The sequence below is a fragment of the Variovorax sp. 22077 genome, from assembly GCF_052044195.1.
GTDB lineage: Bacteria > Pseudomonadota > Gammaproteobacteria > Burkholderiales > Burkholderiaceae_C > Variovorax > Variovorax atrisoli.
This window is the reverse complement of the sequence record NZ_JBQEQC010000005.1, coordinates 26522-49639: the sequence shown is the minus strand read 5'-3', so window position 1 is coordinate 49639 and position 23118 is coordinate 26522. Positions and strand designations below refer to the sequence as shown.

The 23118-nt window shown below is 65.6% G+C and carries 21 protein-coding genes and 1 pseudogene; 19 read left to right on the top strand and 3 right to left on the bottom strand.

The genetic code is table 11. The annotated features are described in order from the left end of the window. Positions 1-5: 5 nt before the first annotated feature. The 6 genes from ACTJLF_RS08655 (at position 6) to ACTJLF_RS08630 (ending at position 8422) form a co-directional block, all read left to right on the top strand. The gene (locus tag ACTJLF_RS08655; RefSeq protein ID WP_440882886.1) at positions 6-635 is read left to right on the top strand and encodes a cytochrome b; all 630 of its coding nucleotides are present in this window, start codon (positions 6-8) and stop codon (positions 633-635) included. Positions 636-913: 278 nt separating this feature from the next. Further along, complete coding sequence (locus ACTJLF_RS08650; protein ID WP_440882885.1) at positions 914-2314, top strand: DUF1329 domain-containing protein; 1401 nt, start codon at positions 914-916, stop codon at positions 2312-2314. 46 nt (positions 2315-2360) lie between these two features. Then, positions 2361-4025, top strand: coding sequence for a DUF1302 domain-containing protein (locus ACTJLF_RS08645; RefSeq protein WP_440882884.1), 1665 nt, complete (start codon positions 2361-2363; stop codon positions 4023-4025). 59 nt (positions 4026-4084) lie between these two features. Further along, positions 4085-6481: an efflux RND transporter permease subunit gene (locus tag ACTJLF_RS08640; RefSeq protein WP_440882883.1), complete on the top strand. Its 2397-nt coding sequence runs from the start codon at positions 4085-4087 to the stop codon at positions 6479-6481. A 182-nt stretch (positions 6482-6663) separates the two neighbouring features. Then, positions 6664-7524 carry a WD40/YVTN/BNR-like repeat-containing protein gene (locus ACTJLF_RS08635; RefSeq protein ID WP_440882882.1) on the top strand — a complete coding sequence of 287 codons (861 nt, stop codon included), beginning with the start codon at positions 6664-6666 and terminating at the stop codon, positions 7522-7524. 304 nt (positions 7525-7828) lie between these two features. Further along, positions 7829-8422, top strand: coding sequence for a cytochrome b (locus ACTJLF_RS08630; RefSeq protein ID WP_440882881.1), 594 nt, complete (start codon positions 7829-7831; stop codon positions 8420-8422). A gap of 223 nt (positions 8423-8645) precedes the next feature. Here ACTJLF_RS08630 and ACTJLF_RS08625 read toward each other — a convergent pair whose 3' ends face one another. Further along, complete coding sequence (locus ACTJLF_RS08625) at positions 8646-9953, bottom strand: hypothetical protein (protein WP_440882880.1); 1308 nt, start codon at positions 9951-9953, stop codon at positions 8646-8648. A 336-nt stretch (positions 9954-10289) separates the two neighbouring features. On the opposite strand from ACTJLF_RS08625, the gene ACTJLF_RS08620 reads away from it, so the two are divergent. The 13 genes from ACTJLF_RS08620 to ACTJLF_RS08560 all read left to right on the top strand — a co-directional run bounded on the left by ACTJLF_RS08620 (position 10290) and on the right by ACTJLF_RS08560 (position 21737). Next, on the top strand, positions 10290-10682 hold the full coding sequence (locus ACTJLF_RS08620; RefSeq protein WP_440882879.1) for a DUF6152 family protein: 393 nt from the start codon (positions 10290-10292) through the stop codon (positions 10680-10682). A gap of 62 nt (positions 10683-10744) precedes the next feature. Next, positions 10745-11512 (top strand): hypothetical protein, encoded by a 768-nt coding sequence (locus tag ACTJLF_RS08615; protein ID WP_440882878.1) that lies wholly within the window; start codon positions 10745-10747, stop codon positions 11510-11512. Positions 11513-11558: 46 nt separating this feature from the next. Further along, on the top strand, positions 11559-13067 hold the full coding sequence (locus ACTJLF_RS08610) for an alpha/beta hydrolase domain-containing protein (protein ID WP_440882877.1): 1509 nt from the start codon (positions 11559-11561) through the stop codon (positions 13065-13067). 25 nt (positions 13068-13092) lie between these two features. After that, positions 13093-13581 carry a DUF6644 family protein gene (locus tag ACTJLF_RS08605; protein WP_440882876.1) on the top strand — a complete coding sequence of 163 codons (489 nt, stop codon included), beginning with the start codon at positions 13093-13095 and terminating at the stop codon, positions 13579-13581. 33 nt (positions 13582-13614) lie between these two features. Beyond that, positions 13615-14106 carry a DUF6644 family protein gene (locus ACTJLF_RS08600; protein WP_440882875.1) on the top strand — a complete coding sequence of 164 codons (492 nt, stop codon included), beginning with the start codon at positions 13615-13617 and terminating at the stop codon, positions 14104-14106. A 41-nt stretch (positions 14107-14147) separates the two neighbouring features. Further along, positions 14148-14852, top strand: a complete 705-nt coding sequence (locus ACTJLF_RS08595; RefSeq protein WP_440882874.1) for a DUF6162 family protein — start codon at positions 14148-14150, stop codon at positions 14850-14852. Next, positions 14849-15787 (top strand): metal ABC transporter solute-binding protein, Zn/Mn family, encoded by a 939-nt coding sequence (locus ACTJLF_RS08590; RefSeq protein ID WP_440882873.1) that lies wholly within the window; start codon positions 14849-14851, stop codon positions 15785-15787. Before ACTJLF_RS08595 ends, ACTJLF_RS08590 begins: the two co-directional genes overlap by 4 nt. Before the next feature lie 14 nt (positions 15788-15801). Next, on the top strand, positions 15802-16500 hold the full coding sequence (locus ACTJLF_RS08585; RefSeq protein ID WP_440882872.1) for a metal ABC transporter ATP-binding protein: 699 nt from the start codon (positions 15802-15804) through the stop codon (positions 16498-16500). Continuing rightward, on the top strand, positions 16497-17402 hold the full coding sequence (locus ACTJLF_RS08580) for a metal ABC transporter permease (protein WP_440882871.1): 906 nt from the start codon (positions 16497-16499) through the stop codon (positions 17400-17402). The genes ACTJLF_RS08585 and ACTJLF_RS08580 overlap by 4 nt, the downstream gene beginning before the upstream one ends. Positions 17403-17413: 11 nt before the next feature. Beyond that, positions 17414-18394 (top strand): metal ABC transporter solute-binding protein, Zn/Mn family, encoded by a 981-nt coding sequence (locus ACTJLF_RS08575; RefSeq protein ID WP_440882870.1) that lies wholly within the window; start codon positions 17414-17416, stop codon positions 18392-18394. A gap of 26 nt (positions 18395-18420) precedes the next feature. Further along, positions 18421-18741 carry a hypothetical protein gene (locus tag ACTJLF_RS08570; RefSeq protein ID WP_440882869.1) on the top strand — a complete coding sequence of 107 codons (321 nt, stop codon included), beginning with the start codon at positions 18421-18423 and terminating at the stop codon, positions 18739-18741. Positions 18742-18749: 8 nt separating this feature from the next. Continuing rightward, entirely contained in the window at positions 18750-19571 is an 822-nt protein-coding gene (locus tag ACTJLF_RS08565) for a DUF4198 domain-containing protein (RefSeq protein WP_440882868.1), read from the top strand. A gap of 54 nt (positions 19572-19625) precedes the next feature. After that, on the top strand, positions 19626-21737 hold the full coding sequence (locus tag ACTJLF_RS08560; RefSeq protein WP_440882867.1) for a TonB-dependent receptor: 2112 nt from the start codon (positions 19626-19628) through the stop codon (positions 21735-21737). On the opposite strand, the pseudogene ACTJLF_RS08555 reads toward ACTJLF_RS08560, so the two are convergent. Beyond that, positions 21690-22043 (bottom strand): annotated as a pseudogene (locus ACTJLF_RS08555) (GNAT family N-acetyltransferase); the annotation flags it as partial. The gene ACTJLF_RS08560 and the pseudogene ACTJLF_RS08555 overlap by 48 nt on opposite strands. Positions 22044-22490: 447 nt before the next feature. Continuing rightward, a complete protein-coding gene (locus ACTJLF_RS08550) occupies positions 22491-23090 on the bottom strand; it encodes a nitroreductase family protein (protein WP_440882992.1) in 600 nt (199 codons plus the stop codon). Between the last annotated feature and the right edge of the window lie 28 nt (positions 23091-23118).

Below are 23118 nucleotides of genomic sequence, written 5' to 3'. Positions count from 1 at the left end.
CCGACATGGGTTGGCGCAACACGATCGACGCCTGGGGCCGGGCGTCGATGCTCTTCCATTGGGCCACGGCCGCAGCCTTCATCACTGCCTACGTGGTCGTCTACTACGTGATCTGGTTCGTCGATCCGCAGACCAGCATCAAGCCCGCGCTGTTCGGCACCACGCCCGATGCCGAGCGGGTGGTGCCGCTGCTCAACATCCATTGGGTGCTGGGCCTGTCCATCGGCTTCCTCACGCTGCCCAGGCTGGTGTGGCGCATCGCGGGCGGCGTGCCGCGGCATGTCGCCGGCTCGCGCCTGGAGCGGCTGTCCGCCGACGCGGCGCACTGGGCGCTCTACGCCATCTTGATCCTGATGCCGCTGTCCGGCTACATGACGACCTACGATCCGACCGACTTCGGGCTGTTCGTGATCCCGGCCTGCCGCGACACCGCCATCGCAGCCGCGATCCGCGACGCACTCAGCCTGTCCGTGGCGCAGCTGGAAGACGCCGCCTGGGCGGTGCACAGCTTCATCGGCGCCTGGCTGGCCTGGCCGCTGGTGGTGCTGCACGTCGGGGCCGCGCTGCTGCACCACTTCGTGCGCAAGGACGCCGTGCTGCGGCGCATGCTGCCGCTGCGTCCCAGCGCCGGCTGATCCAACCCTCCACTGCCCGATCCGCACCACAACGACGCGCCGCATCGCGATGCGGCGCGGCGTGGAGCAACGTCGTACGGCGCCTTGCGGCCACGCATGAAGCGGTGCGATCGCGCAGCGGCAAGCAGATGCCGATCTCGGATAACGGCCGGCACCGCCTCCCTCCGATAGTCCAAAGACCCTACTGCCGGTTGGTAAAGCGGGCATCGGCGCATCCCGGGCACGGTCCGGGCGATCCGGATCCACACACCTCGCCTCTTCATCTTTCAGGAGTTCCCATGACCCAGCACTGTGCAAGAACCCTTCGGCCCCTCGCCCTGGCGGCGGCCCTCGCCGCGGGCCTGCTCTGCCCCGGCTTCTACGCCATGGCCGCGCCCGATGCGGCCCAGCTCGACAAGCTCACGCCCTCGGGCGCGCAGCGCGAGGGCAATGCCGACGGCAGCATTCCCGCTTGGCAGGGCGCGGAGCCGCCGCTGGCCGGCTGGGAATGGGGCAAGCTGCGTCGCGACTTTTGGAAGCACAAGGACGAGAAGCCGCTGTTCACCATCGATGCGGCCAACGTCGATAAGTACGCCGACAAACTCTCGGCCGGCCAGGTCGCCATGCTCAAGCAGCGCAAGGACTACCGCATGGACGTCTACCCGTCGCATCGCACCTGCGGCGTGCCGGACTTCGTTGCCGCCAACACGCGCAAGAACGTGGGCACCTCCCGCCTCAACGACGACGGCTGGAGCCTGAAGGAGGCGACCGTGCCGGGTTATCCGTTCCCCCTTCCCTCCAATGGCGTGGAGGCGATGTGGAACTCCAAGATGCGCTACCGCGGCGTGGGCGTCGACTACAAGGGCACCATCACCACCGTCTCGCCGCGCCGCGGCAGCACGGAGTGGATCCGCGCCGACTCGGAGCAGACGGTGTTCATACCCTCGGGCGCCAAGGGGTCGCAGCAGCTGTCCTCGCTGCCGCCCGTGGAGTTCTACGTGTACTTCGGCTACACCTCGCCCGCCGCGCTGGCCGGCCAAGCCCTGGCGATCACCCAGTACCTGAACCAAGCCGAGAACGAGACCTTCTACTACTTCCCCGGCCAGCGCCGCGTGCGCCGCATGCCGACCTATTCGCACGACGCGCCGCAGATCGGCATGGAGAACCAGTACACGCTGGACGAGCCGCAGGTCTTCAACGGTGCGCTCGACCGCTTCGACTGGAAGCTGGTGGGCAAGAAGGAAATCTACGTTCCCTACAACGCCTTCGGCGCCTACGACTTCAAGGCCAAGTTCGAGGACGTGGCGCGCGACGACTTCATTGCGCAGTCGCATCGCCGCTACGAGTTGCACCGCGTGTGGGTGGTGGAAGCCACCGTCAAGGCCGGCATGCGCCATTCGGCACCCAGGCGCACCGTCTACCTCGACGAGGACAGCTGGGCGCCGCTGCTGATGGACGACTTCGACGGCCAGAACAAGCTCGCCAAGATGCGCGAGGGCTTCCTCATTCCGGTGTACGAGACCGGCTCCTGCGACGCGATGGCCATGGTGCAGAACAACCTGGCCGAAGGCCGCTACGTCTTCGACACGCACACCGTCGGCGTCGGCAAGGACATCCGCTGGTTCACCGAGCCGACCGGCCCGCGCATGCGTTCGGGCTTCTTCACGGCCGACAACCTTCGCGCCATCAGCGAGCGCTGAGCGCCGCGCTTCGAACGACGACAACAAGCCCCGAGGAGAAGATCCGATGAACTTCACCGCCCGCCCCTCCAGCACCCTCGCCCGGCTGGGCGCCGTGCCTGTCGCCTGCCTACTCGCAGCGACGGGGGCCACCCATGCCTTCACCTTCGAGACCGACAACGTGCGGGGGAGCTTGGATTCCACCATCACGATCGGCACCGGCATCCGCGCGAAAGACCCTTCGTGCACGCTGATCACGCAGGGTGCCGCCGGCATCGGCGCGCCCGCGGGCTGCCTAGCGCCAACTTCGTCGCTGGGCGACCAGGGCAACCTGAACTACCGCAAGGGTGACGCCTTCACCACCTACGTCAAGGGCAGCCATGAGCTGCTCCTGAAGATGCCCGACGACATCACCTTCCTCGGTCGGGTGAACTGGATGCGCGACCTCACGGCCACCCACACCTCCGGCTACACCAGCGGCGCCGCGCCGCAGTACCTGCCGGACGGCCTGGCCAGCGACGCGCGCGGCGACCTGCGCTTCAAGGCCCGGCTGCTGGACTTCTGGGTGAGCAAGACCTTCCAGCTCGGCGGCGAGACGGCGCGCGTGCGCGTGGGCAACCAGGTGATCAGCTGGGGCGAGAGCCTCTTCCTGCCCGGCGGCATCAACGCGACCAACGCGCTGGACATCATGCGGCTGTCGCAGCCCGGCACGCAGCTGAAGGAGGCGGTGCTGCCCGCGCCCATCGCCAGCTTCGCCACGGGCCTGGGCCACGGCCTGAACTTCGAGGCCTACGTGCAGGCGCGATGGAACGGCAACTACATGCCGCCCACCGGTTCCTACTGGTCGGTGGCCAACGGCATGGGCAAGGGCCACGATGCCTACGGCCTCATCGAGACGAAGCCGAAGAACGGCGGGCAGTGGGGCACCGCCCTCAAATGGCAGCCCGAGGGCACGCAGCTGAACCTGGGCGCCTACGTGATGAACTACAACGACAAGTCGCTGAACTTCAGCACCAACGCGGGTGGCACCGGCCGCCCGGGCTGGGCCTACCCCGAGAACCGCCGCCTCTATGGCCTGAGCGCCAACATGCCGGTGGGCGACTGGTCGGTGGGCACGGAACTGTCGTACCGTCCGCGCGACGCCGTGGCGCTGAACCCGGCTGCGAGCGGCTGCTCGTTCAACAACGGCAACTGCTGGGTCGACGAGAAGAAGCTGCAGTGGCACCTGACCGGCATGCTCAGCCTCACGCCGAGCAACGCGCCCGGCGTGCTGCGCGCCCTCGGCGCGGACACGGCGACGCTGATGGCCGAGGCCGTGGTGGTGCGTTACCCCAACCTCAAGAAGTACTACGGGCCCGATCCGATCGCCGCCGGCGCATGGGGCTGGGGCCAGGAGTTCAGCGCCGCGGGCACGCCGCAGCCGGTGGGGTCGAAGACCGCGTGGGGCTACAACCTGGACTTCAGCTGGGTCTACGACGGCACGCTGATTCCCGGCTGGCAGGTGATCCCCGAGGTGTACTACTTCCAGGCCGTGAAGGGCCGCACGCCCAACGGCGGGGGGCAGCTGATGGAAGGCGCCAAGTCCGTCAACCTCGTCGTGACCTTCGTGCGGAACCCGGCGAAGTGGCAGGCCTCGATCAACTACGCGGCCTTCTTCGGCGGCAAGCGCGTGTTCGACCAGCCCTATCGCGACCGCAACTTCGTGGGCCTCACCCTGTCGCGCAACTTCTGACCCGGCGCGCCGTGCACCGCCCGCGCGGCGGTGGCGGCGCCGCCTGCTGAAAGCACTTCGTGTCCGATCCCAATCACGCCTCCGCCCCCGGCTCCACGCTGCATCGCGCCGTGCAGCGGCTCGAGGCCTTCTGCTTCTCGCACCGCCGCGGCATCCTCATCACGCTGGCCCTGTTCACGCTGGCCATGGCATGGTTCGCGGCGCAGTTGCGCATGGACGCGGGCTTCGACAAGCAGATGCCCTCGGGCCACGAGTACATCCAGACCTTCCAGGCCTACCGCGAAGACGTGCTGGGTGCCAACCGGCTCAACGTGGTGGTCAGGGCCCGCCACGGCACCATCTGGACCGCGCTAGCCCTCAAGCGCCTGTACGAGGTGACTCAGGCCGTCACCTACCTGCCGGGCATCGAGCGGCTGGGGGTTCAGTCGATGTGGACGCCCAACAGCTTCGTCAACGAGATCACCGAGGAGGGTTTTCGCGCCGATCCGCTGATCGACGCCACCATCACGCCCGAGCGGCTCACGCCGGAGATCATCGCCGGCATCCAGCGCGCGGCGGCGCAGGGCGGCTTCATCGGCACGCTGGTGTCGCGCGACCAGACCAGCGCGATGGTCACGGCCGAGCTGGCCGAGTACGACGCGCAGGGCCGCAAGCTGGACTACGTGGCCTACAACCACCTGCTCGAAGAGCAGATCCGCGCTCGCTTCGAGGACGGCGACTTCGAGGTCCAGATCATCGGCTTCGCCAAGCAGATCGGCGACATCGCCGACGGCGCGCAGTCGGTGCTCAAGTTCTGCCTGGTCGCGCTGCTGCTCACAGCCGGGGCGGTGTACTGGTACTGCCGCTCGGTGCGCTTCACGCTGCTGCCCATCGCCTGCTCGCTCGCCTCGCTGGTGTGGCAGTTCGGCACACTGCGGCTGCTGGGCTTCGGGCTCGATCCGCTCGCGGTGCTGGTGCCCTTTCTGGTGTTCGCTATCGGCGTGTCGCACGGCGTGCAGCAGATCAACTACATCGTGCGGCGCATCTCGCAGGGCCATACCACCTACGAGGCCTGCCGCGACAGCTTCGGCGGTCTGCTGATCCCGGGCACGCTGGCGCTGGTGACGGCCTTCGTCTCCTTCGTCACGCTGCTGATGATCCCGATCCCGATGGTGCGCGAGCTGGCCATCGCGGCCTCGCTGGGCGTGGCCTACAAGATCGTGACCAACCTCGTCATGCTGCCGGTGGCGGCCTCCTTCTTCGAGGTGAGCCGCGACTTCGCCGACCAAGCCCTGCTGCAGCGCGAGCGCCGCTCGGGCTGGCTGCGCGTGCTGGCCCGGCTCGCCCAGCCGCGCCCGGCGGCCGCGATGCTGCTGGTCACCGTAGTAGTCTTCGGCGCCGCCGTGTGGCAAAGCCGCGACCGCGTGGTCGGCACCTTGCAGCCCGGTGCGCCGGAGTTGCGCGAGGACGCCCGCTTCAACCGCGATGCCGCCTCCATCGCGCGCAACTTCGACACGGGCCTGGACTGGCTGACCGTGGTCTTCGAGGCGCCGCCCGAGAGCTGCGGCAACGTGAACATCGGCCTTTACCAGGACCGCTTCGTCTGGGCGATGCAGCCGGTGGAGGGGGTGCTGTCGATCTCGTCGTATGCCGGGCAGCTGCGCCTGTACAACGAGGGCTACAACGAAGGCAATCCCAAGATGGCCGTGGTGCCTATCGACTCGGCCAACTACGCCGCCCTGTCCACCGAGATCGCGCGCATCCGCGGCACCATGCGCAAGGATTGCAGCATGACGGCGGTGAACCTCTTCCTGACCGACCACAAGGCCACCACCATCCAGCGCGTGATCGACGCAGTGAAGGCGTTTAGAGACGGCCATCCCATGCCCGGCGTGAACATCCGCCTGGCCGCGGGCAACGCCGGCGTGCTGGCGGCCATCGACGACGAGGTGGAAAAGAGCGAGCTGCCCATGATGCTGTACGTGTACGCGGCGATCGTGGTGCTGGTGTTCCTGGTCTACCGCGACCTGCGCGCCGTGGCGGCCTGCTGCCTGCCGCTCACGGTGGGCACCTTCATCGGCTACTGGTTCATGAAGGAGCTGCAGATCGGCCTCACGGTGGCGACCCTGCCGGTGATGGTGCTGGCCGTGGGCATCGGCGTGGACTACGCCTTCTACATCTACAACCGCCTGCTGATGCACATGGCCGCGGGCCAGACCATCGTCAAGTCCATCGAGCACGCGATCCTGGAAGTGGGCACGGCCACCATCTTCACCGCCATAACGCTGGCCGTGGGCGTGGCGACATGGTCGTTCTCGCAGCTGAAGTTCCAGGCCGACATGGGCAAGCTGCTGGCCTTCATGTTCATGGTGAACATGGTGATGGCGATGACCGCCCTGCCCGCCATGGCGGTATGGCTCGAAAGACTCTTCCCGCGCGGCAAGCCGGTGCGGGCGACCGGGCTGCAGCATCACTGACATCCATCTCACGATCGAAGATGAAATCGACTTCCCTCCTTGCGCGCACGGCAATGGCCGGTGCCCTCGTTTCACTTTCTCTGGCATGCGCCGGGCGGGCGCTTCAGGCACAGGGGCCCGCCGCGGATGGCGCCCCCGTGCTGGTTCCCGCGGTTCGCGCCGCGCATGCTGGCCGCGCCACGATGCTCGCCAGCACGCGCGCGGGCGAGCGCATCGTCGCCGTGGGCGACCATGGCGTGGTGCTGCTGTCGGACGACGGCGGCCGCAGCCACCGCCAGGCGCGCCAGGTGCCGGTGGACGTGGCGCTGACCTCGGTCTCCTTCATCGATGCCAGTCGCGGCTGGGCCGCGGGCCACTGGGGCGTGATCCTGCACACTACGGACGGCGGCGAGACCTGGCAGGTGCAGCGCAGCGATACGAAACAGGATCGCCCGCTCTTCGCCGTGCACTTCTTCGACGAGAAGCAGGGCGTGGCGGTGGGCCTGTGGTCGCTCATATTGCGCACCGAGGACGGCGGCGCCCACTGGCAGCCTGTCGAGCTGGCGCCGCCGGAGGGCGGCAAGCGCGCCGACCTCAACCTGTTCGGGCTGTTCGCCGACGCGCGCGGACAGCTGTTCGCGCCGGGGGAACGCGGCATGGTGCTGCGTTCGGACGACAAGGGCCGCAGCTGGAAGTACATGAAGACCGGCTATGCGGGCTCCTTCTGGAGCGGCACTGCGGCGCCCGGCGGCGCGCTGCTGGTGGCGGGGCTGCGCGGCTCGATGTACCGCAGCTTCGACGACGGCGCCAACTGGCAGCGCGTGGACACGCACACGGAGTCGTCCATCACCGCCCTCGCCGGTGCCGGCTCGAAGATCATCGGCGTGGGGCTCGATGGACTGGTGCTAAACAGCGATGACGGGGGTGCGAGCTTCGCTGCCCGCACGCGGGAAGACCGCCTGCCCCTGACCGGCGTAGTGCTGGACGGCCAGGGGCGTGCGACGATGTATTCGCGCCAGGGCGTGGTCGCAGACGCCGGCGCCAAGGACTCGTCGGCACGCTGAGCGCCGCGGGTCCGAACGCCGCATTCGGCACGGACCCACGCGGTCCGGGGCCGGGTGCGGCAGGAGCAGGCTACGCGCGGAACAAGCCGTCGGGCAGCACAGCAGGGTCGCCCTTCTTTCCCACGGCCACGACCGTCTCGATGGCATAGCCCTGCGGCAGTTGGATGGCCGCGCGAAGGACGTGGCGCGCGCTGGCCTACGCCAAGGAGTGGTGACAGCGCTGCGTCCCGCTTGAGATCCAGCACGGACACAGCGCCTGCGCGGTCTCAACGGAAGGCAGCGACCGCCCGAGTGGTAACCATCCTTGGCACTTGAAAGCGACATGAAGGCTATGATGAATCAAACGAATCAAGAGGACGTCGATCGGTATCCAGCATCCCTGCGGATTCTGCATTGGGTGCGTGCGATCCTGATCCTGGGTCTCCTCTGGGCGGGCTGGCATATGACAGGACTCGATGACGAGGTCGCGTCGAAGTTCGAGGTCTACTATCCGTGGCACAAGTCCTTCGGATTGCTGGCTATCTTGGTCGCGCTGGTGCAGATCACCGTCCGCCTGCGCACGCCCAGGCTGCCGCAGCCGCCGCAAACCCTGGCCCGGTACGAGCAAGTTCTATCGAGGTTTGTGCATCGGGGGATGTACACCCTCCTTGTCATCGTGCCCCTGATGGGCTATTCGATGTCGAGCACATTCACCTTGAGCGACGGCGTCTTCTTCTTCGGTGTGAATATCCCGGAGCTCCTGCCGAAAAACGACAACTGGTTCGTCGTCTTCCAGTGGTTGCACAAGGTGCTTGCGTACACGCTGCTCGGACTGATCGTGCTGCATGTCGTGGGCGCCATCAAGCACCGACTCTTCGACCGCGATCCACGCAGCGATGTCTTGCGTCGCATGCTGTAAGAGCCATCGTCATCGTCATCGTCGTCGTCGTCGTCGTCGTCGTCGTCGAACCGATCGCTAGGCAGAAGGCTTCGCGCATCTCGCGCCCGAAGCAGCGCAATCGTTGCCAGGCCTGCAGGCTGCTGCCTGCTCGTTCCACCACTCGAGCCCGGCAGGAGGTGAGTGAGTCTGATGCTGCGCCGCGCATGGCCAAAAAGCCGCATGCGCTGGCGCGAGGATGGCTTCAGAACGTTGCTGTGAACATCAGCTTGAAATAGGGATTCGACGATGCGCTGCCGCTTTGGTTGCCGCCATTTGCTTGGTACTTTCGAGGTTTGTAGACACCGATGATCGGGGAGATCGTGAGGTTTTCCGTGATGGCCCAATCCACGTAGAGGGCCAACTCCTTCGCGTCGAGATTCAAGACCGATCGATCCGCCAGCGTTCTGAAATCGAAGAACATCAGAGTGGCAGTCAGCGTCTCGCTTGGTCGAACCGTCAGCGCCACGTCGTTGACCCGCGTATTGAAGTTGTAGGAGAAGGCGTAGTTCGATGCAACCTCTCCTTGATACCGACCGCGAAATCCACCTTGGAACAACGAGTCGAACTCCTTCGAGTAGCGCGTATGGCGAAAGCTTAGCGATGGCTTCCAGGCCATCTCCGAGAAGGTGTACGCCGCCTCGGCATACCACGCGTTGTCCGTGCGGGATCGCTTCTTCTGGTAGGCATACTCGACAGCGAAGTCGGCATCGTCTATTCCGGCGCTGCCCTCCGCTCGGATGCTGTAGACCTTCATGCCCTTGCGTTCCAGCCGGGAGGGACTGATGGCGTAGTGCTTGTCGACATCCAGGACATGCACATAGGTCAGACCGACCGTCCCTGCCGATCCCGTGTAGTCCAGGGTCCCAGCGGCCAGTTCCGTATTGGCCTGCAGCCGATTGTCCGACTTGAGCCACATGGTGCTTCCGTGCAGGCCCTCGCTTCCTCCCAGTCGAAGCACCGCTGTTCGGGCGAATGAAACGCGCTGGCCGAAATAGTAGGCGCCGCCGCGGTCGTAGCGGCCTGCTTCCAGGCCTCTGCCGGGATTGACGCCATCGTCGTTGATCAGAAAGCCGGAGCCGGCCTTCACGACCTGGCGGCCCACTGATATGTCGATACCATCCGTCCCCAGCGCGGGAAACAGATTTCCCGACTTCCAGCCGACATACGCATCTTCCACTGCGGTGCGGCGCTCGCGCCCTGTGGTGAATCCCCCCGGATCGCCGTCTCCCCAGGTGGCTGAGCTGAGAAGGCTGAAGGCACCGTACAGCGAACCGCTACCGATTCGGTCAGTGGCACCACTCAAACCGTACTTGACAAAACCCTCCTGCCATCGAAATCCGCCTTGCTGACCGATGTAGTTGCGCTTGGTATGAAAGAGCCCATAGCCGGCTTTCAACTCCGTCTTCAGATAGGTTTCTCCGTCCTTGTACAGTTCAAATCCCTGCGCTTGCGACACCAGCGTGCAAAGCGCTGCAGCGGAAAGCAAAGGGATGTAGATGGTCGAGCGCATGGGGTCTCCTGAGTGGGGGATTGAGATACCCACGTGCTGCCGCGCGACGCTGCGTGACTTCGATGCGATGCGACGGCATGTCGCCGGCGCGGGCAGTCCATGAGGCGAGCGCGAGTGTTCCGTCGTGCGCAACGGGTGCGGTAGCCCGAATCAGCAACTGGGAAGGCCTGGCCGGCTGCCGCCCCCCCGTGTACGCGCTCGCCGCGGCCAAATGCGGTATGCACCGCATGCCCCCAAGGGAGTTCCCTAACCCACCGCGACGGTTGCCGTTTTGGGCTATCGCCTAGCGGAAGCGAATTCATATTCTCGGCAGGCATAACGACATCCATACCTGCCATGATCAATTCGCTCCCCTCGCCGCTGTCCCGCAGGAAGTTTTGCCTGATGACATTCGTCGCTTGCGGTGTCCTGCCGTCCGCAGCGGCCGCGCATCATTCGTTCGCGATCTTCGATCAGACCCAGACGACGAAGATCAAGGGTGTCGTCGGCCGGTTCGCGTGGACCAACCCGCACGTGACCATCTACATCGATGCGCCTGGCCCGCCGCCCCAACGATTCAAGATCGAAACCGGCAGTGTCAATGCACTGAAGCGGACCGGTTGGAGATCGGATTCGATCAAAGAGGGCGAGAGCGCGGAAGTCTCGTTCCACCCGCTTAAGAGTGGAGACCTCGGCGGCCTGCTCATTGAAATCAAGGTGGCGTCCGGCACGTTGACGGGCGGCGGTTGAAGCCTGGCCATGCCTCGCTTCATGAAAACCGGGCCGAGCGTGCCGCAGACGGAGACTTCTCGATGAAGCTGAAACGAAGCCTGATCGCGGCAGCGATCCTCCTGATCCTCCTGGCGATTGCCATCGGGACGTACATCAAGACCACCGAAAGCGCTGGCGGCGGCGGGGCGGCACACCCCGACATCAGCGGCACCTGGGAACGGACACCCGACGACTGGTTCGGCGAGAACCCGGACGATCCGGTCCATCCCGGTGGACCGATGGACCTGAAGGAACCCTATGCCAAGGCCTACGCCGAGTTGAAGAAGAAGCAGGCCGCGGCGAACCAGGCGGGAACGCCGCTCGCCACGACGAGCGCCAAGTGCCTGCCCGAAGGCATGCCGACTTTGATGGCTGCGCTCTTTCCGATCCAGATCATTCACGACGACAAGCAGGTCATCGTCCTGGGCGAGTACCTCCAGCAAGTGCGCCGGATTCTCTTGAACGAGCCCATGCCCGCTAAGGAGGAACTGGACCCCGCCTATCAGGGCCACTCGCGCGGCCATTGGGAAGGCAACACGCTCGTCGTTGAGACCCAAGGCGTTCGAACGGACGTGACTTTCTACAACGTGCCGCACGGCAAGGACATGAAGATCACGGAACGCATCCGGCTGCGGGATCCGGATCACCTGGAGAACCAGGTCTTGATCGAGGACTCCGAGGTACTCAACACCCCGTACCGGTTCACCTTCGAATACAAGCGGTCCGACTACAAGATCCAGGAATACGTCTGCGAGAACAACCAGATCGTGATCGACAAAGAGGGCAAGGCGTCCCTCAGCCGCGAATGAAGCCATGCGGATCCATTCACCGAAGCTCTCCCGGAAGCCCGCTCGAATGCAACAGATGATGCCCTTCACGGCGTCACGGCCAGCGCTGCTCGGCGCGTTCCTGTCGATGACGCTCGCAGCCACCGCGCTAGCGGAAGTGCCGCGCATGCCCACAGCAGTGCTCGTGCCTGCTTCTGAACAGCCGGCCTTGTCGTCGGCGCAGCGGCAGGGAACGGAGTACAGCGACCTCGCCAAGCATGGCTACGTCGAAGAAGAGTATTACCTGCAAGGCGTTGCGCCGGCAATCACGGCCGCCGGCGAGACGCTGGTCCAGGCGCCCTACACCACGCGCATTCTGGTGCGCAAGCCCGCGGATCCCGCGCGCTTCAATGGCACTGTGGTGATCGAGCCGTTCAGTTGGTTCGGAGAGCGCGGTGCCGGATGGATCCTCACGCGCGACTTCCTGCTGCGCCGCGGGTATGCCTACGTTGGCTACACGCTGAACATCAACAAGCCCGAGGTCGATCCCAAATTCATCTCGGAGACATCCGCTGCCGAAGCCGAGGCCATCGGCCGGTACGGGAAGATCGTGAACTTCGAGTTCATGCGCCGCTTCGACTATGCGCGCTATGCACCGCTGGGCACCTACTACGACCCGGCGCGCTTCAAGCGCGGCGACGGGCCCGACCCCTTCGTTCCCCAATCTCAGGGCATCGCAGCGCAACTCGCGCTTCTGCTGAGGACCCGCGCACCGCTCGGGCCGGTGGGCGGTCTGGACGTGCGGCGCGTCTATGTCAACAGTTGGGCAGTGACGGCGCAGGTCTGGATGGACTACCTCGACCAAGGCCGCCACCAGCAATGGCGCATGCGCAACGGCCGTCCGCTGATCGATGCCTACATGACCGGCCGCATGTCCTATGGCGAAGTCGGCGGTGACGCCATCCGGGTGCCGCGCAAGATGCCCGACGGCGCACCGTTCGTGACCATCTACACGCAATCCGAGCTGATGCACGACGCGATCGAAGGCATCGACCTGCCGCCGGACACCAACCGCCCCAGGCTGCGCTACTACGAAGTGACCGGCACGCCGCATCTTCGGCTGGCCGACCTCGGCACCGAACACACCGAGCAGCTCGCGGCCGACGTCGGCAAGGGCGATGACCCGCGCTGCCGCACGCTGTACGACGAGCCGGTGGAACTGATCGCTTCGGCGCTCCTGGACGGCATGGACCGCTGGGTGCGCGAAGGCAAGCCCATGCCCAAGGCGCCCAGGGTGACGCGCGAAGGCAAGGGGGCTGCCCGCGACGCCGCGACCGGCAATATGGTGGGTGGTGTACGTCCCCCTTGGATCAGGGTGCCAAGCGCGGCCTATCTCACCGATCAGGAGACCGGCTGCGGCTTGATCTACGACACGAAGCTGCCGTACTCGAAGGAAGAGCTGCTCAGGCGCTACGGCAGTTTCAGCAACTACGAGCGGAAATTCGAAGAAGCCAAGCGCCAGTCTGTCCAGGAGGGCTATCTGCTTCCAGAGGATGCGGCAAGCCTGAAGCCGACGGCGAAGCCGCAGGACTTCTAGTCGCCAATTTTTGAGAGACGAAACGATGTCACCTGAACACCTCATCACCTGGCTCTACCAGTCGCCATTGAGCACGATGATCAGAGACGTTCTCTGGATCGTGCCCCTGGTCCAGAGCATTCACATCCTCGCCATCGCCGTCATCTTCGGCTCGGCGGTGGTGTCCGATCTGCGGCTGGCCGGCGTGCTGGCCACAGACGAACCCCTTGATGCGGTCGTGCGCAGGTACTACCCGTGGATGCGCAACGCGCTGATCGTGCTGCTGGCGACCGGGCTGATCATGACCGTCGGCGAGCCGGACCGCGTGCTCAAGAACACGACCTTCTGGCTGAAGATGGCACTGGTGGTGGGCGTGTTCTCGCTGACCTGGCTGATCCGGCGCCCCCTGCTGCGCCGCACCGCCGACGCGCACAACGCCTTGAGCCCCCCCTTGGTCAAGCCTGCCGCATGGGTGTCGATCCTGCTGTGGTCTGCGGTGATCTTCTGCGGCCGCTGGATCGCCTACACGATCTAGTCCGTTTTCAACAAGCGCTCCTCGGTCTTCCCCATGGAAATTCAAACCACTCTGCAGGCGATCCAGGACACCCGTCTGGCCACCTTGATCCGCGAATCGGGTTCAACCTTTCCGGTCCTCGAGTCGCTGCACGTGATCGGCATCGCCCTCGTTTTCGGCACCATCGCTATCGTGGATCTTCGGCTGATCGGATACGCATCGCACCGCCGCAGCGCACATCGGCTCATCCAGGAGTTGCTGCCCTACACCTGGGTAGCGTTCGCGCTGTGCGTTCTCACGGGCCTGCTCATGTTCGTCTCCAACGCCACGACCTACGCGGAGAACAGCTACTTCTGGTGGAAGATGGGTGCGATCTTCCTGGCCGGCGTCAACATGGCGGTCTTTCACATGGGCGCTTATCGCCGGATCGGCGAGTGGGACACGGCACTGCCGGCGCCAGGTCAAGCGCGCGCTGCGGGGTTCGGTTCGCTGGCGCTGTGGACGGTGGTGGTCTTCCTGGGCCGCTGGATCGGATTCGCCTCATGATCCACGGGTCGGCTCGTACAGTCCTCCCGTTGCACTTCTCCATGACGGCAAACGACAGTCGCGGCGGCAGGACCGTCCACCCCGTCTCCGGCCGGCCGGAATCACTGCTCCTGCTGCTCGCGGTCCTGGCGGTGGTGGGCAGCCTGGCGAGCTATGTGCTGCTGAGGCCGCAGAAATCCGGTCCACCCACACCGCTGAGTTGGCAGGTCCGTTCCTTCGACGGCCTGGGGCCGGTGGACCAGGCCATCCACGGCGCGCTGCTACCTGCCGGCGAAGAGATCATCTGGTTCAACAACGACACCGGGGGCTGGATCACGCTGGAACGCGCCCAGGCCATTCTGCTGCCGCCTTTCTTCCGCGACGCCTTCTGGAAAACCAACGGCGAAGTACGCTGGCAACTGGTCCTGCCCGGCACCCATCAGGCCCACGACGGCAAGGCCGATGCCATCGAACCAGCGGAGGCCGCAGCGGCACGCAAGGTCACGCAGGGAACGCAAGGAACGGGCGCCGCCGTCTACCACGGCTTCGGAGGCCACGCCAAGGGCCAGCGTGCCTACCTGCTGGTGATCGGGCACGCTCATGCCGGCGTGATGTGGGCGAATCAGGCCACGATCTGGGTCCACCCCGACCCGAATGCGCCGTACCCAGGCATCGTCAAGCCCGAAGCGCTGGTCGGCAAGGGTTGGCGCCAGGTCATCCCCTACGACGGTGCCAGCGAAGTCGAGCGCGTGAAAGGCAACTCGTGACGATCGTGGAGCTCTCTCCTCGCATGCTGCGACGCCGCTGCATCGCGATGCTCGCGTTGCTGCCGGCCGTGGTGCAGGCAACCCCCCCGCCCCGGCCAACTGGCCAGAAGCTCAAGATCGGCGCCACGCTGCACCCGTATTACAGCTTCGTCGCCAACATCGTCGGCGACCGGGCGGAAGTCATTCCGCTCATCGCTGGCGATGCGAACCCCCACAGCTACCAGCCGCAGCCGGACGATATCGCACGCGCCACGAAGCTCGACGTGCTGGTGGTCAACGGCATCGGCCACGACGAATGGGCTTTCGAGATCGTCAAGGCCGCCGGCCGCAAGGAAACGCTGCCGCTGATCCATGCCAACGCCTCGGTGGCCCTCATCCCCATCGGCGGCGACCCGAACGGCGCCAAGGTGGTCAACCCGCACACCTTCGTCTCCACGACGGCGGCGATCCAGCAGGTGTTTGAAATCACGCGTCGGCTCGGTGAACTCGACCCGGACAATGCGGCCGCCTACCGGCGCAACGCCCTGGCCTATGCCGGGCGGATCCGGGAATTGCGCGCGCAGTTCATGAACCGCTTCGCCGGCATGGACCTGTCGTCGTTCCGCTGCGCCACGACGCACGCCGGCTATGACTACCTGATGCAGGAGTTCGGCCTGTTCGTGAGCGCCGTCATCGAACCCCGACACGGCGTCGCGCCGACCGCGCGGCAGTTGGCTGGCACCATCGAGGCCATCAAGAAGGCCGACGTGCGCGTCCTGTTCGCCGAAAAGTACTTCTCCAGCGGGTTGGCCAAGCCCATCGAGGAAGCAACGGGCGTGAAGGTCTTCGCGCTGTCCCACATCAGCGGCGGCCCCTACACCGCCGACCGCTTCGAGGTGGAGATGCGCGAAAATCTGGAAACCCTGGCCGCGGCCGTCGACTACAGCCGGAAATGAGAAACGGGCAATCCATGCGCGGGCCGGCCCTCGTGTTCGATCGCGTCTCGCTGCAGCTGGGGGGCACACGGATCCTCGACGAGGTGAACTTCCGGGTGGAAGCCGGCGCGCTTCACTGCCTGGTGGGCCCGAACGGCGGCGGCAAGACCTCGCTGGTGCGCGCCCTGCTCGGGCAGATGCCACATACCGGTTCGATACGGCTCGAAGGCGAGACCACGCAGCCGCTCGGCTACGTCCCGCAACTGCCGGACTTCGACCGCAACGTGCCGATGACCGTCAACGACCTGATGGCCCTGCTCTGCCAGCGCAAGCCCGCCTTCCTGGCCTCCCCGCGCGCAGCCAAGGCCGCCGCCGCTGCGGCCCTAGCGCGCACCGGCGTCGCGGACAAGGGGAGCACCCCCTTCGGGAACCTGTCCGGCGGAGAGCGTCAGCGCGTACTGCTGGCCCAGGCGCTCAATCCCCCGCCACGGCTGCTGGTGCTCGACGAGCCGACGGCCGGCATCGACGCGCCGGGCATTCAGGTCGTGGAGGAACTGGTCCAGCAACTGCATGCCGACGGGGTCACCATCCTCTGGATCAACCATGACCTGGCGCAGGTCCGGCGGCTTGCGCAATGCGTCACCGGCATTCGCAGCCGGGTGATCTTTCACGGCACGCCCGCGGAGGTTCTCGACAGGGCAAGTGCACCCTACGCGCTGGAGGCGCAGGAGTGACGCCGTTCTATGCGTTCATGGGCGAGCATCTGCAGGCGCTCGCTGCCAGCGGCGCCCTGCCGGAGCCGTTCCAGTACGAGTTCGTGATCAATGCACTGTTGTGCGCGCTGCTCATCGGCCCGCTGCTGGGGGTGCTCGGCTCGATGGTGATGATCAAGCGCATGGCCTTCTTCAGCCAGGCCGTCGGCAATGCCGCGATGACCGGCGTGGCCATCGGCGTGCTGATCGGCGAGTCTTACACCTCGCCCTACGTGTCGATGTTCAGCTTCTGCCTGCTGTTCTCGCTGACGCTCAAGTACACGCAGCACCACACGACGCTGCCCAGCGACACGCTGATCGGCGTGTTCCTGTCGATCTCGCTGGCGGTAGGCGCCTCGCTGCTGCTGTTCGTGTCGGCAAAGATCAACACGCACGTGATGGAGAGCGTTCTGTTCGGCTCCATCCTCGCGGTGGACCACACCGACATGAACGTGCTGCTCGCCGTTACGGTGGTCTGCGCCATTGTCGGCCTGCCGCTGTACAACGGCATGCTCCTCGCCAGCCTCAATCCCAGCCTGGCGCGCGCGCGCGGCGTTCCGGTGCGCGGCGTGGAGTACGTCTTCGTCGTGCTGGTGACGCTGGTGACGGTGGCCTGCCTGAAGATCGTCGGCGCCGTCCTCGTCGAGGCGCTGCTGCTCATCCCCGCAGCGGCGGCACGCAACATCAGCCGCTCGCTCGGCGAACTGGTATGGCGCTCCGTCGCGATCGCCGTCTTCTCCTGCGTGGTCGGGATTCTGGTGCCGATGCAGTTCCACCTGCCGGTGCCGACCGGTGGTGCCATCGTCCTGGCGGCTGCGGCGGTGTTCGTCCTCACCACCATCGTCCGCGCCAGCGCGTCGCGCTTTCGCAGCGTGGGCATGTGAGGTCATTCGTCATGCGCCATTGCTTCTGGCTCTTGATGGTGTCGGTGCTGCTGCTCGGCCAGCCGCCGGCCCACGCGGGTACCAGAGGGCATACCGTGCTCACGGCGCTGCCGGCCGTCCATGCCCTTGCCTCGGCGCTCGACGAAGGCACCTCCATTCGCGTCCGCCGGCTGCCAACCGACGCCGCGGCGCCCATGGAGGGCCAGGCCCAGGCGCTGTCGCGCGTAGAGCCGGCCGTGTTCCAGCAGGCCGATGCCGTGATTACCCTGAGCAGCCTCTGGCGCGCCGACGCGCTGTATGCGACAGCGCGTCGCCATAACTTGCGCATCGTCGAGATCGACGCCTCGCGTTCGTGGGACGCCGCCAGGCCATCGGTGGCCGTGATGCGCACGCCGATCAACAACGTCCCCTGGGCCGGTGAACGCAACGGCGATGGCAGCCTGTCGCCCTACGTGTGGCTCGGACCCGTCAACGCGATGCGCATGGCAGTGTCGATTGCCGCAGACCTGGCACGGCTCGCGCCCGCGGACGCCCCGCGCGTCGAGCGCAACCTCGCTGCGCTGGAAGACCGGCTGCGGCAGGTGAAGGCACGGTACGGCGCTCGCCTGGCGCAGCTGCAGCACCCCCGCGTGTTGTCGCTGGCCAGCGAGTTTGTCTATCTCTTCTCGGAGTTCGACGTCTACGTCGACGGATGGTTCGTCAAGCAGGACGTCGACTGGACCGGCGCCGACCTCGCGGCGCTGACTCGGCATCTGCGCGAACACGGCATCCGCGTCGTTGTTCACCGATGGAAGCCCGACGAGAAGATCGTCCACGCAGTCGAGCAAGGCGGCGCGCGGCTGCTGATCCTGGATGCGGGCGACCCGGGCGTGCTGGCCGATGCGGCGCGCAGCTACGAAACGCTCGTGGCCCACGACATGGACGCCCTGCTCGCCGCCCTTGCGAGAGCGGACGCCGAGACGGGCGACGGTGGCGCCTCGCCGCGCCCGTGACCCTTTTGGACTTAGGAGAAAGATCCATGAAACCCATCCACGGCTTGCGATCGACGGCCATCGCCGTGCTGCTGGCGATGTGCCAGACAGCATTCGCCCATGCGCCCGTGCTCGACTGCTTCTTCGAGCAAGAAACGGTGAAATGCGAAGCCGGCTTCTCCGACGGCAGCGCCGCCGCCGGTCGGAAGATCCAGGTCCGTGACCCCAGCGGCCGAGTGCTGTTCGAAGGGGTGCTCGACAAGACCCACACCTATGCCTTCGCCCCCCCGGCTGGAATCTACTCCGTTGTCTTCCTCGGCGGCGACGGTCACGACGTCACCTTCCACTCCTCCGACATCACAAAGTGATGACCTCCATGACGACCAAACGACGCATCCTCCAGACTCTCGCTGCCGCCGCACTCGGCCTGGTCAACGCGGCCCAGGCTCATTTCCAGGTGCTCTACACCGAGGAGACGGCACTGCGACGGGGCGGCAACATGGAGTTCGCTTTGGTGTTCTCGCACCCGTTTTCCGGCGGCCCCACCATGGCCATGCCGCATCCACGTGCCTTCGACCTCACCAGCCGCAACGGCGGGGAGAAGACGGATCTGCGCGAGTACCTGCGACCAGTGGAGTGGCAGGGCCTCGCGAACCGCGCGACCGCCTACCGGGCATCGATCCCCCGTGAACTGGTGCGCCCGCTGGGCGACCATGTCTTCGTTCTCGAGCCGGAGCCCTACCTCGAAGCGGAGGAAGGTCTGTATATCCAGCAATTCACGAAGCTGATCGTCAACGTGGGCGGCGTGTCCGGGCACTGGGCGGATCCTGTGGGCCTGCCCGTCGAGATCCAACCCCTTAACAAGCCCTACGCCAACTGGACGGGCGGAGTGTTTCGCGGCGTCGTCCTCGCCAAGGGTGAGCCGGTCCCCTACGCCAAGGTCGAAATCGAGTATCTGAACCATGCGGTCGATCTCGAGAAGGGCGCGTTCGGAAGCAAGGCAAAGGTGTCTGCCCCGCACCCGGCGTTCGAGATCCTGAGCGCATACGCGGACGCCCAGGGCGTCGTCACCGTCGGCCTGCCCCGGGCCGGCTGGTGGGGAATCGCCGCACTCGACATCGGAGAAACCAAGACTCACAAGGGCAAGCGCCTGTCGCAGGACGCGGTGCTGTGGGTCCAGGTCAAGGACATCAAGTGATCCGACCGCGACTCCGGCGGCGGAGCTGAATCTCGACAAAACAGTGGAGACAACATGCGAATCATCAGTCTGACGCTGCTGCTGAGCAGCGCGGGCACCTTCGCGCAGGAAGGCTCCGCGCCCGCAGTGACGTTGAGCACGGTGGAGGTCAACGGCGAGCGCGTATCGCCCGGCAGCTCGCTGGGACTGGACGCCGAGCAAGAGGTGGGCTCGCGTCTGAGCCTTACGCTGCGCGAGACTCCCGCCAGCGTCAGCGTCATGAGCTCGGAAGACATCGCCGACCGCAATCTAACCCGCGCCCAGGATGCCGCCGTGCGGATGCCAGGCATCACCGAGTCGCCGGCGCCGGGCAACGGCGGCACCGCCCTGGTCGCGCGGGGCTTCGTCGGACACAACTCCGTCGTCCAACTGGTCGACGGAATGCGCCAGGCCGTCGCCGCGGGAACCGTCACCTATCCGTTCTCCACGTGGCCTCTGGCATCGGTCGAAGTCCTGCGCGGGCCTGCATCGGTGCTGTACGGCGATGGGGCCATCGGCGCCGCCGTGAACTATGTGATGCGCAAGCCCGCTTGGGATCGATCGCATCGCGAGGCGTTCCTGGCGGCGGGTTCGCATGGACTGCTGCAAGGCGGGATCGGCTTGCGCGGTCCCATCAATGACGCTACCGCCTACTCGATGTATCTCGACACCGAGCACAGCGATGGCTATCGGGCACTGGAGGACATGAAGCGCCGCAACTATGCACTGGCGCTGTCCCTCAGACCGACCCCCAGCCTGATGGCCACGTTCTCGCTGGATGGCGGCGTGAACGCCGATGCGCGATACTTCGGCACACCGCTGCGCGGCAAGAAACTCGACGACAGCGTCAAGCGCATCAACTACAACGTATCGGATGCGGTCGTGCGCTACGACGACCGACTCTGGCGTGCAAAGGTTGAATACGAGGCAAGCCCGCAAGTCCGGCTGCGCAACGAGACCTATCACGTGACCTCGGACCGCCATTGGCGCAACGCCGAATCCTATGCCTTCGACCGCACCGGCGGCTCGGTCATCCGCGAAGACTATCTGGAGATTCTTCACGCCCTGCAGCAGACCGGCAACCGTTTTGACGTGAGCGTGAATGGCTCTGTTGCCGGGCTTCCCTCCCGATGGGTCGCCGGCGCGGACTGGTACAGCACGAAGCTCGTGCATACCAACAATTCACCTTACCGGGGCGAGAGTTCGGTGGATTCCTACGCCTTCGACCATGGCGCATTCGACAGCCCCGATCCCACCACGCCCGGGCGGCAGGCCAAGCTGCGGGTGACTGCGCTCTACGTGGAGAACGCCCTGGACCTGACCCCGCGATGGAAGCTAGTGAGCGGCCTTCGGAACGAGCGAATTAAGCTTGACGACAGCAACTTGCGCACAGCCGAGCGCCGAGGCAAATCCTACGTTCCCACGACGGGCCGAATCGGCCTGGTCTGGACGGCCAGCGACGCGCTGTCCTTCTACGGCCAGTACGCCACGGGCACCGACCCTTTGAGCGGCGCACTTTCCCTACCCGGCGGTGTCACGGCCTTCGACCTGACCCGCGCACGGCAGGTGGAGGTTGGTGTCAAGGGTCTGCTACCCGCGATTCATAGCGAATGGACCGCTGCAGCCTATCGGATCGACAAGCGCAACCTGCTCTCGCGCGACCCCAACGATCCGAGCGTCACCCAGCAGATCGGGCGCCAGTCCTCTACCGGATTCGAGCTGGCGTTCGCCGCGCAGCCTGCGTCCGGCTGGAACATCGACGCCAACGTCGCGTTGCTGCGAGCCCGCTACAAGGACTTCAACGAGGTCAGCGCGGGCGCGGCGGTGTTGCGCGACGGGAATGTGCCAATCGGTGTTCCAGAGCGGATCGCCAATCTCTGGACCACCTATCGCTTCGCTTCCCAGTGGCGAGTTGGCGCGGGTCTGCGGTACGTCGGTGCCCGCTTCACCAATGCTGCGAACTCGGGCAGGCTGCCCAGCTACACGGTGGCCGACGCCTCCTTGACCTACGAGCATTCCGCCGCACTGCGGTTCATGCTGACGATCCGGAACCTGGCGAATCGCTCTTATGCGGTGTCCGGATCAGATTCGACCTGGCTGCTAGGGGCACCGAGGACCGTGCAACTGACTGCCCGCGCCACCTTCTAGCCCGCCATGGCCTCGATCGTCTTCCAGCAGGTCATGAATCGGCGGCCATGGAAGCAAAACGGAATGCGGGGCTGCGCCCCGGGACAGCCACTCGCGCCGAAGAATGGCGTACTGCATGGTGTTCTCAAAGATCTGAACTCCGCCACCATCGTTCCTGAAGGAGACAAACTCCTTGAAAACCCTCTCTTTTCGCATGCCAAGTTTTTCGCAAAGCCGCTGGGAGGGCGCGTTCATGTCCTCCACATAGGCATAAAGCCGACGCGCAGCCCGTTCTGAAAAAAGATGAGTGAGCAACGCTACGGCAGCTTCATACGCGTACCCCCTTCCGCCGAAGCCAGTATTGAAGTTCCAGCCGACGGAGAAGGTGTCCCCTTCTGGCTAAGCGAACAGATCACCAACGAGCTTGCCGGATGCACGTAAACACACCGCAATACTCTTGTCGTCCGCGCTTCGCCTCGCCGCTCCGCGCTCGGCATCATTCATGTCGACGAGCGCAAGCCAAAGAAAACAGCTGGCTGCTGGCTCATGCAGATACTCGAAAAGATCCGCGGCATCTCGCTGAGTGAAGGGCCTCAGGACAAGCCGGTTGGTCTCGATAGTTCCCATTTGATGGCTTGCATCGGCCCGCGCCCGGCACTAAGGGCACCACCAGAGCCCCAGCCGACCGCTCCCTCGGATAGACCGGCTGCGCAAGCGCGGAGAACGTGCCGCCGAGGAAGGCGAAGGTCGCCAAGCAGGCCAGGACAGTAAGCGTCACGAGCCAAAGCTGAAATGGCCCTCGGCGGCCGACTGCGCCAGCGGGCGACGATCGTTCGGTACCTCGCGAGCCTGAAGCGCCTCGGGAAGCACTCCCTTGTCCGCGCGCCGGCCGATGGCCACCACGGTCTGGATTGCATAGCTTTGCGGCAGATTCACTGCGGCCCGAAGCGCGTCCGCGTCAAAGCCGGCCATGCCGTGGGCCGACCAGCCAGACAGCGTGGCTTGGAAGGCCAGGCTGGCCCAGGCGGCACCGGCATCGAACGCGTGCCAGGGGTTCGGGGCTGCTTCGGTCTGGCCAGGGAAAGTCGCGTCCTTGGCCGACACGACCACCACCAGTGCCGCGGCGCGCTGCGCCCAGCCCTGATTGAACTCCACCAGCGCATCGAAGATGGGTTGCCAGGCCGCGGTGTCTCGCTGCGCGTAGATGAAGCGCCAAGGCTGGGCGTTGTAGGCCGAAGGCGCCCAGCGGGCGGCCTCCAGCACGGTCAGCAGTTCCGGCGTGCTGATCGCCTCTCCGCTGTAGGCGCGTGGTGACCAGCGGTCGGTGAACAGAGGATGAATCGGATGGCCGGGTTGGCGGGTCTGGGACAAGATAAGCTCCAAGAGTTGTGGTTGGACTGCA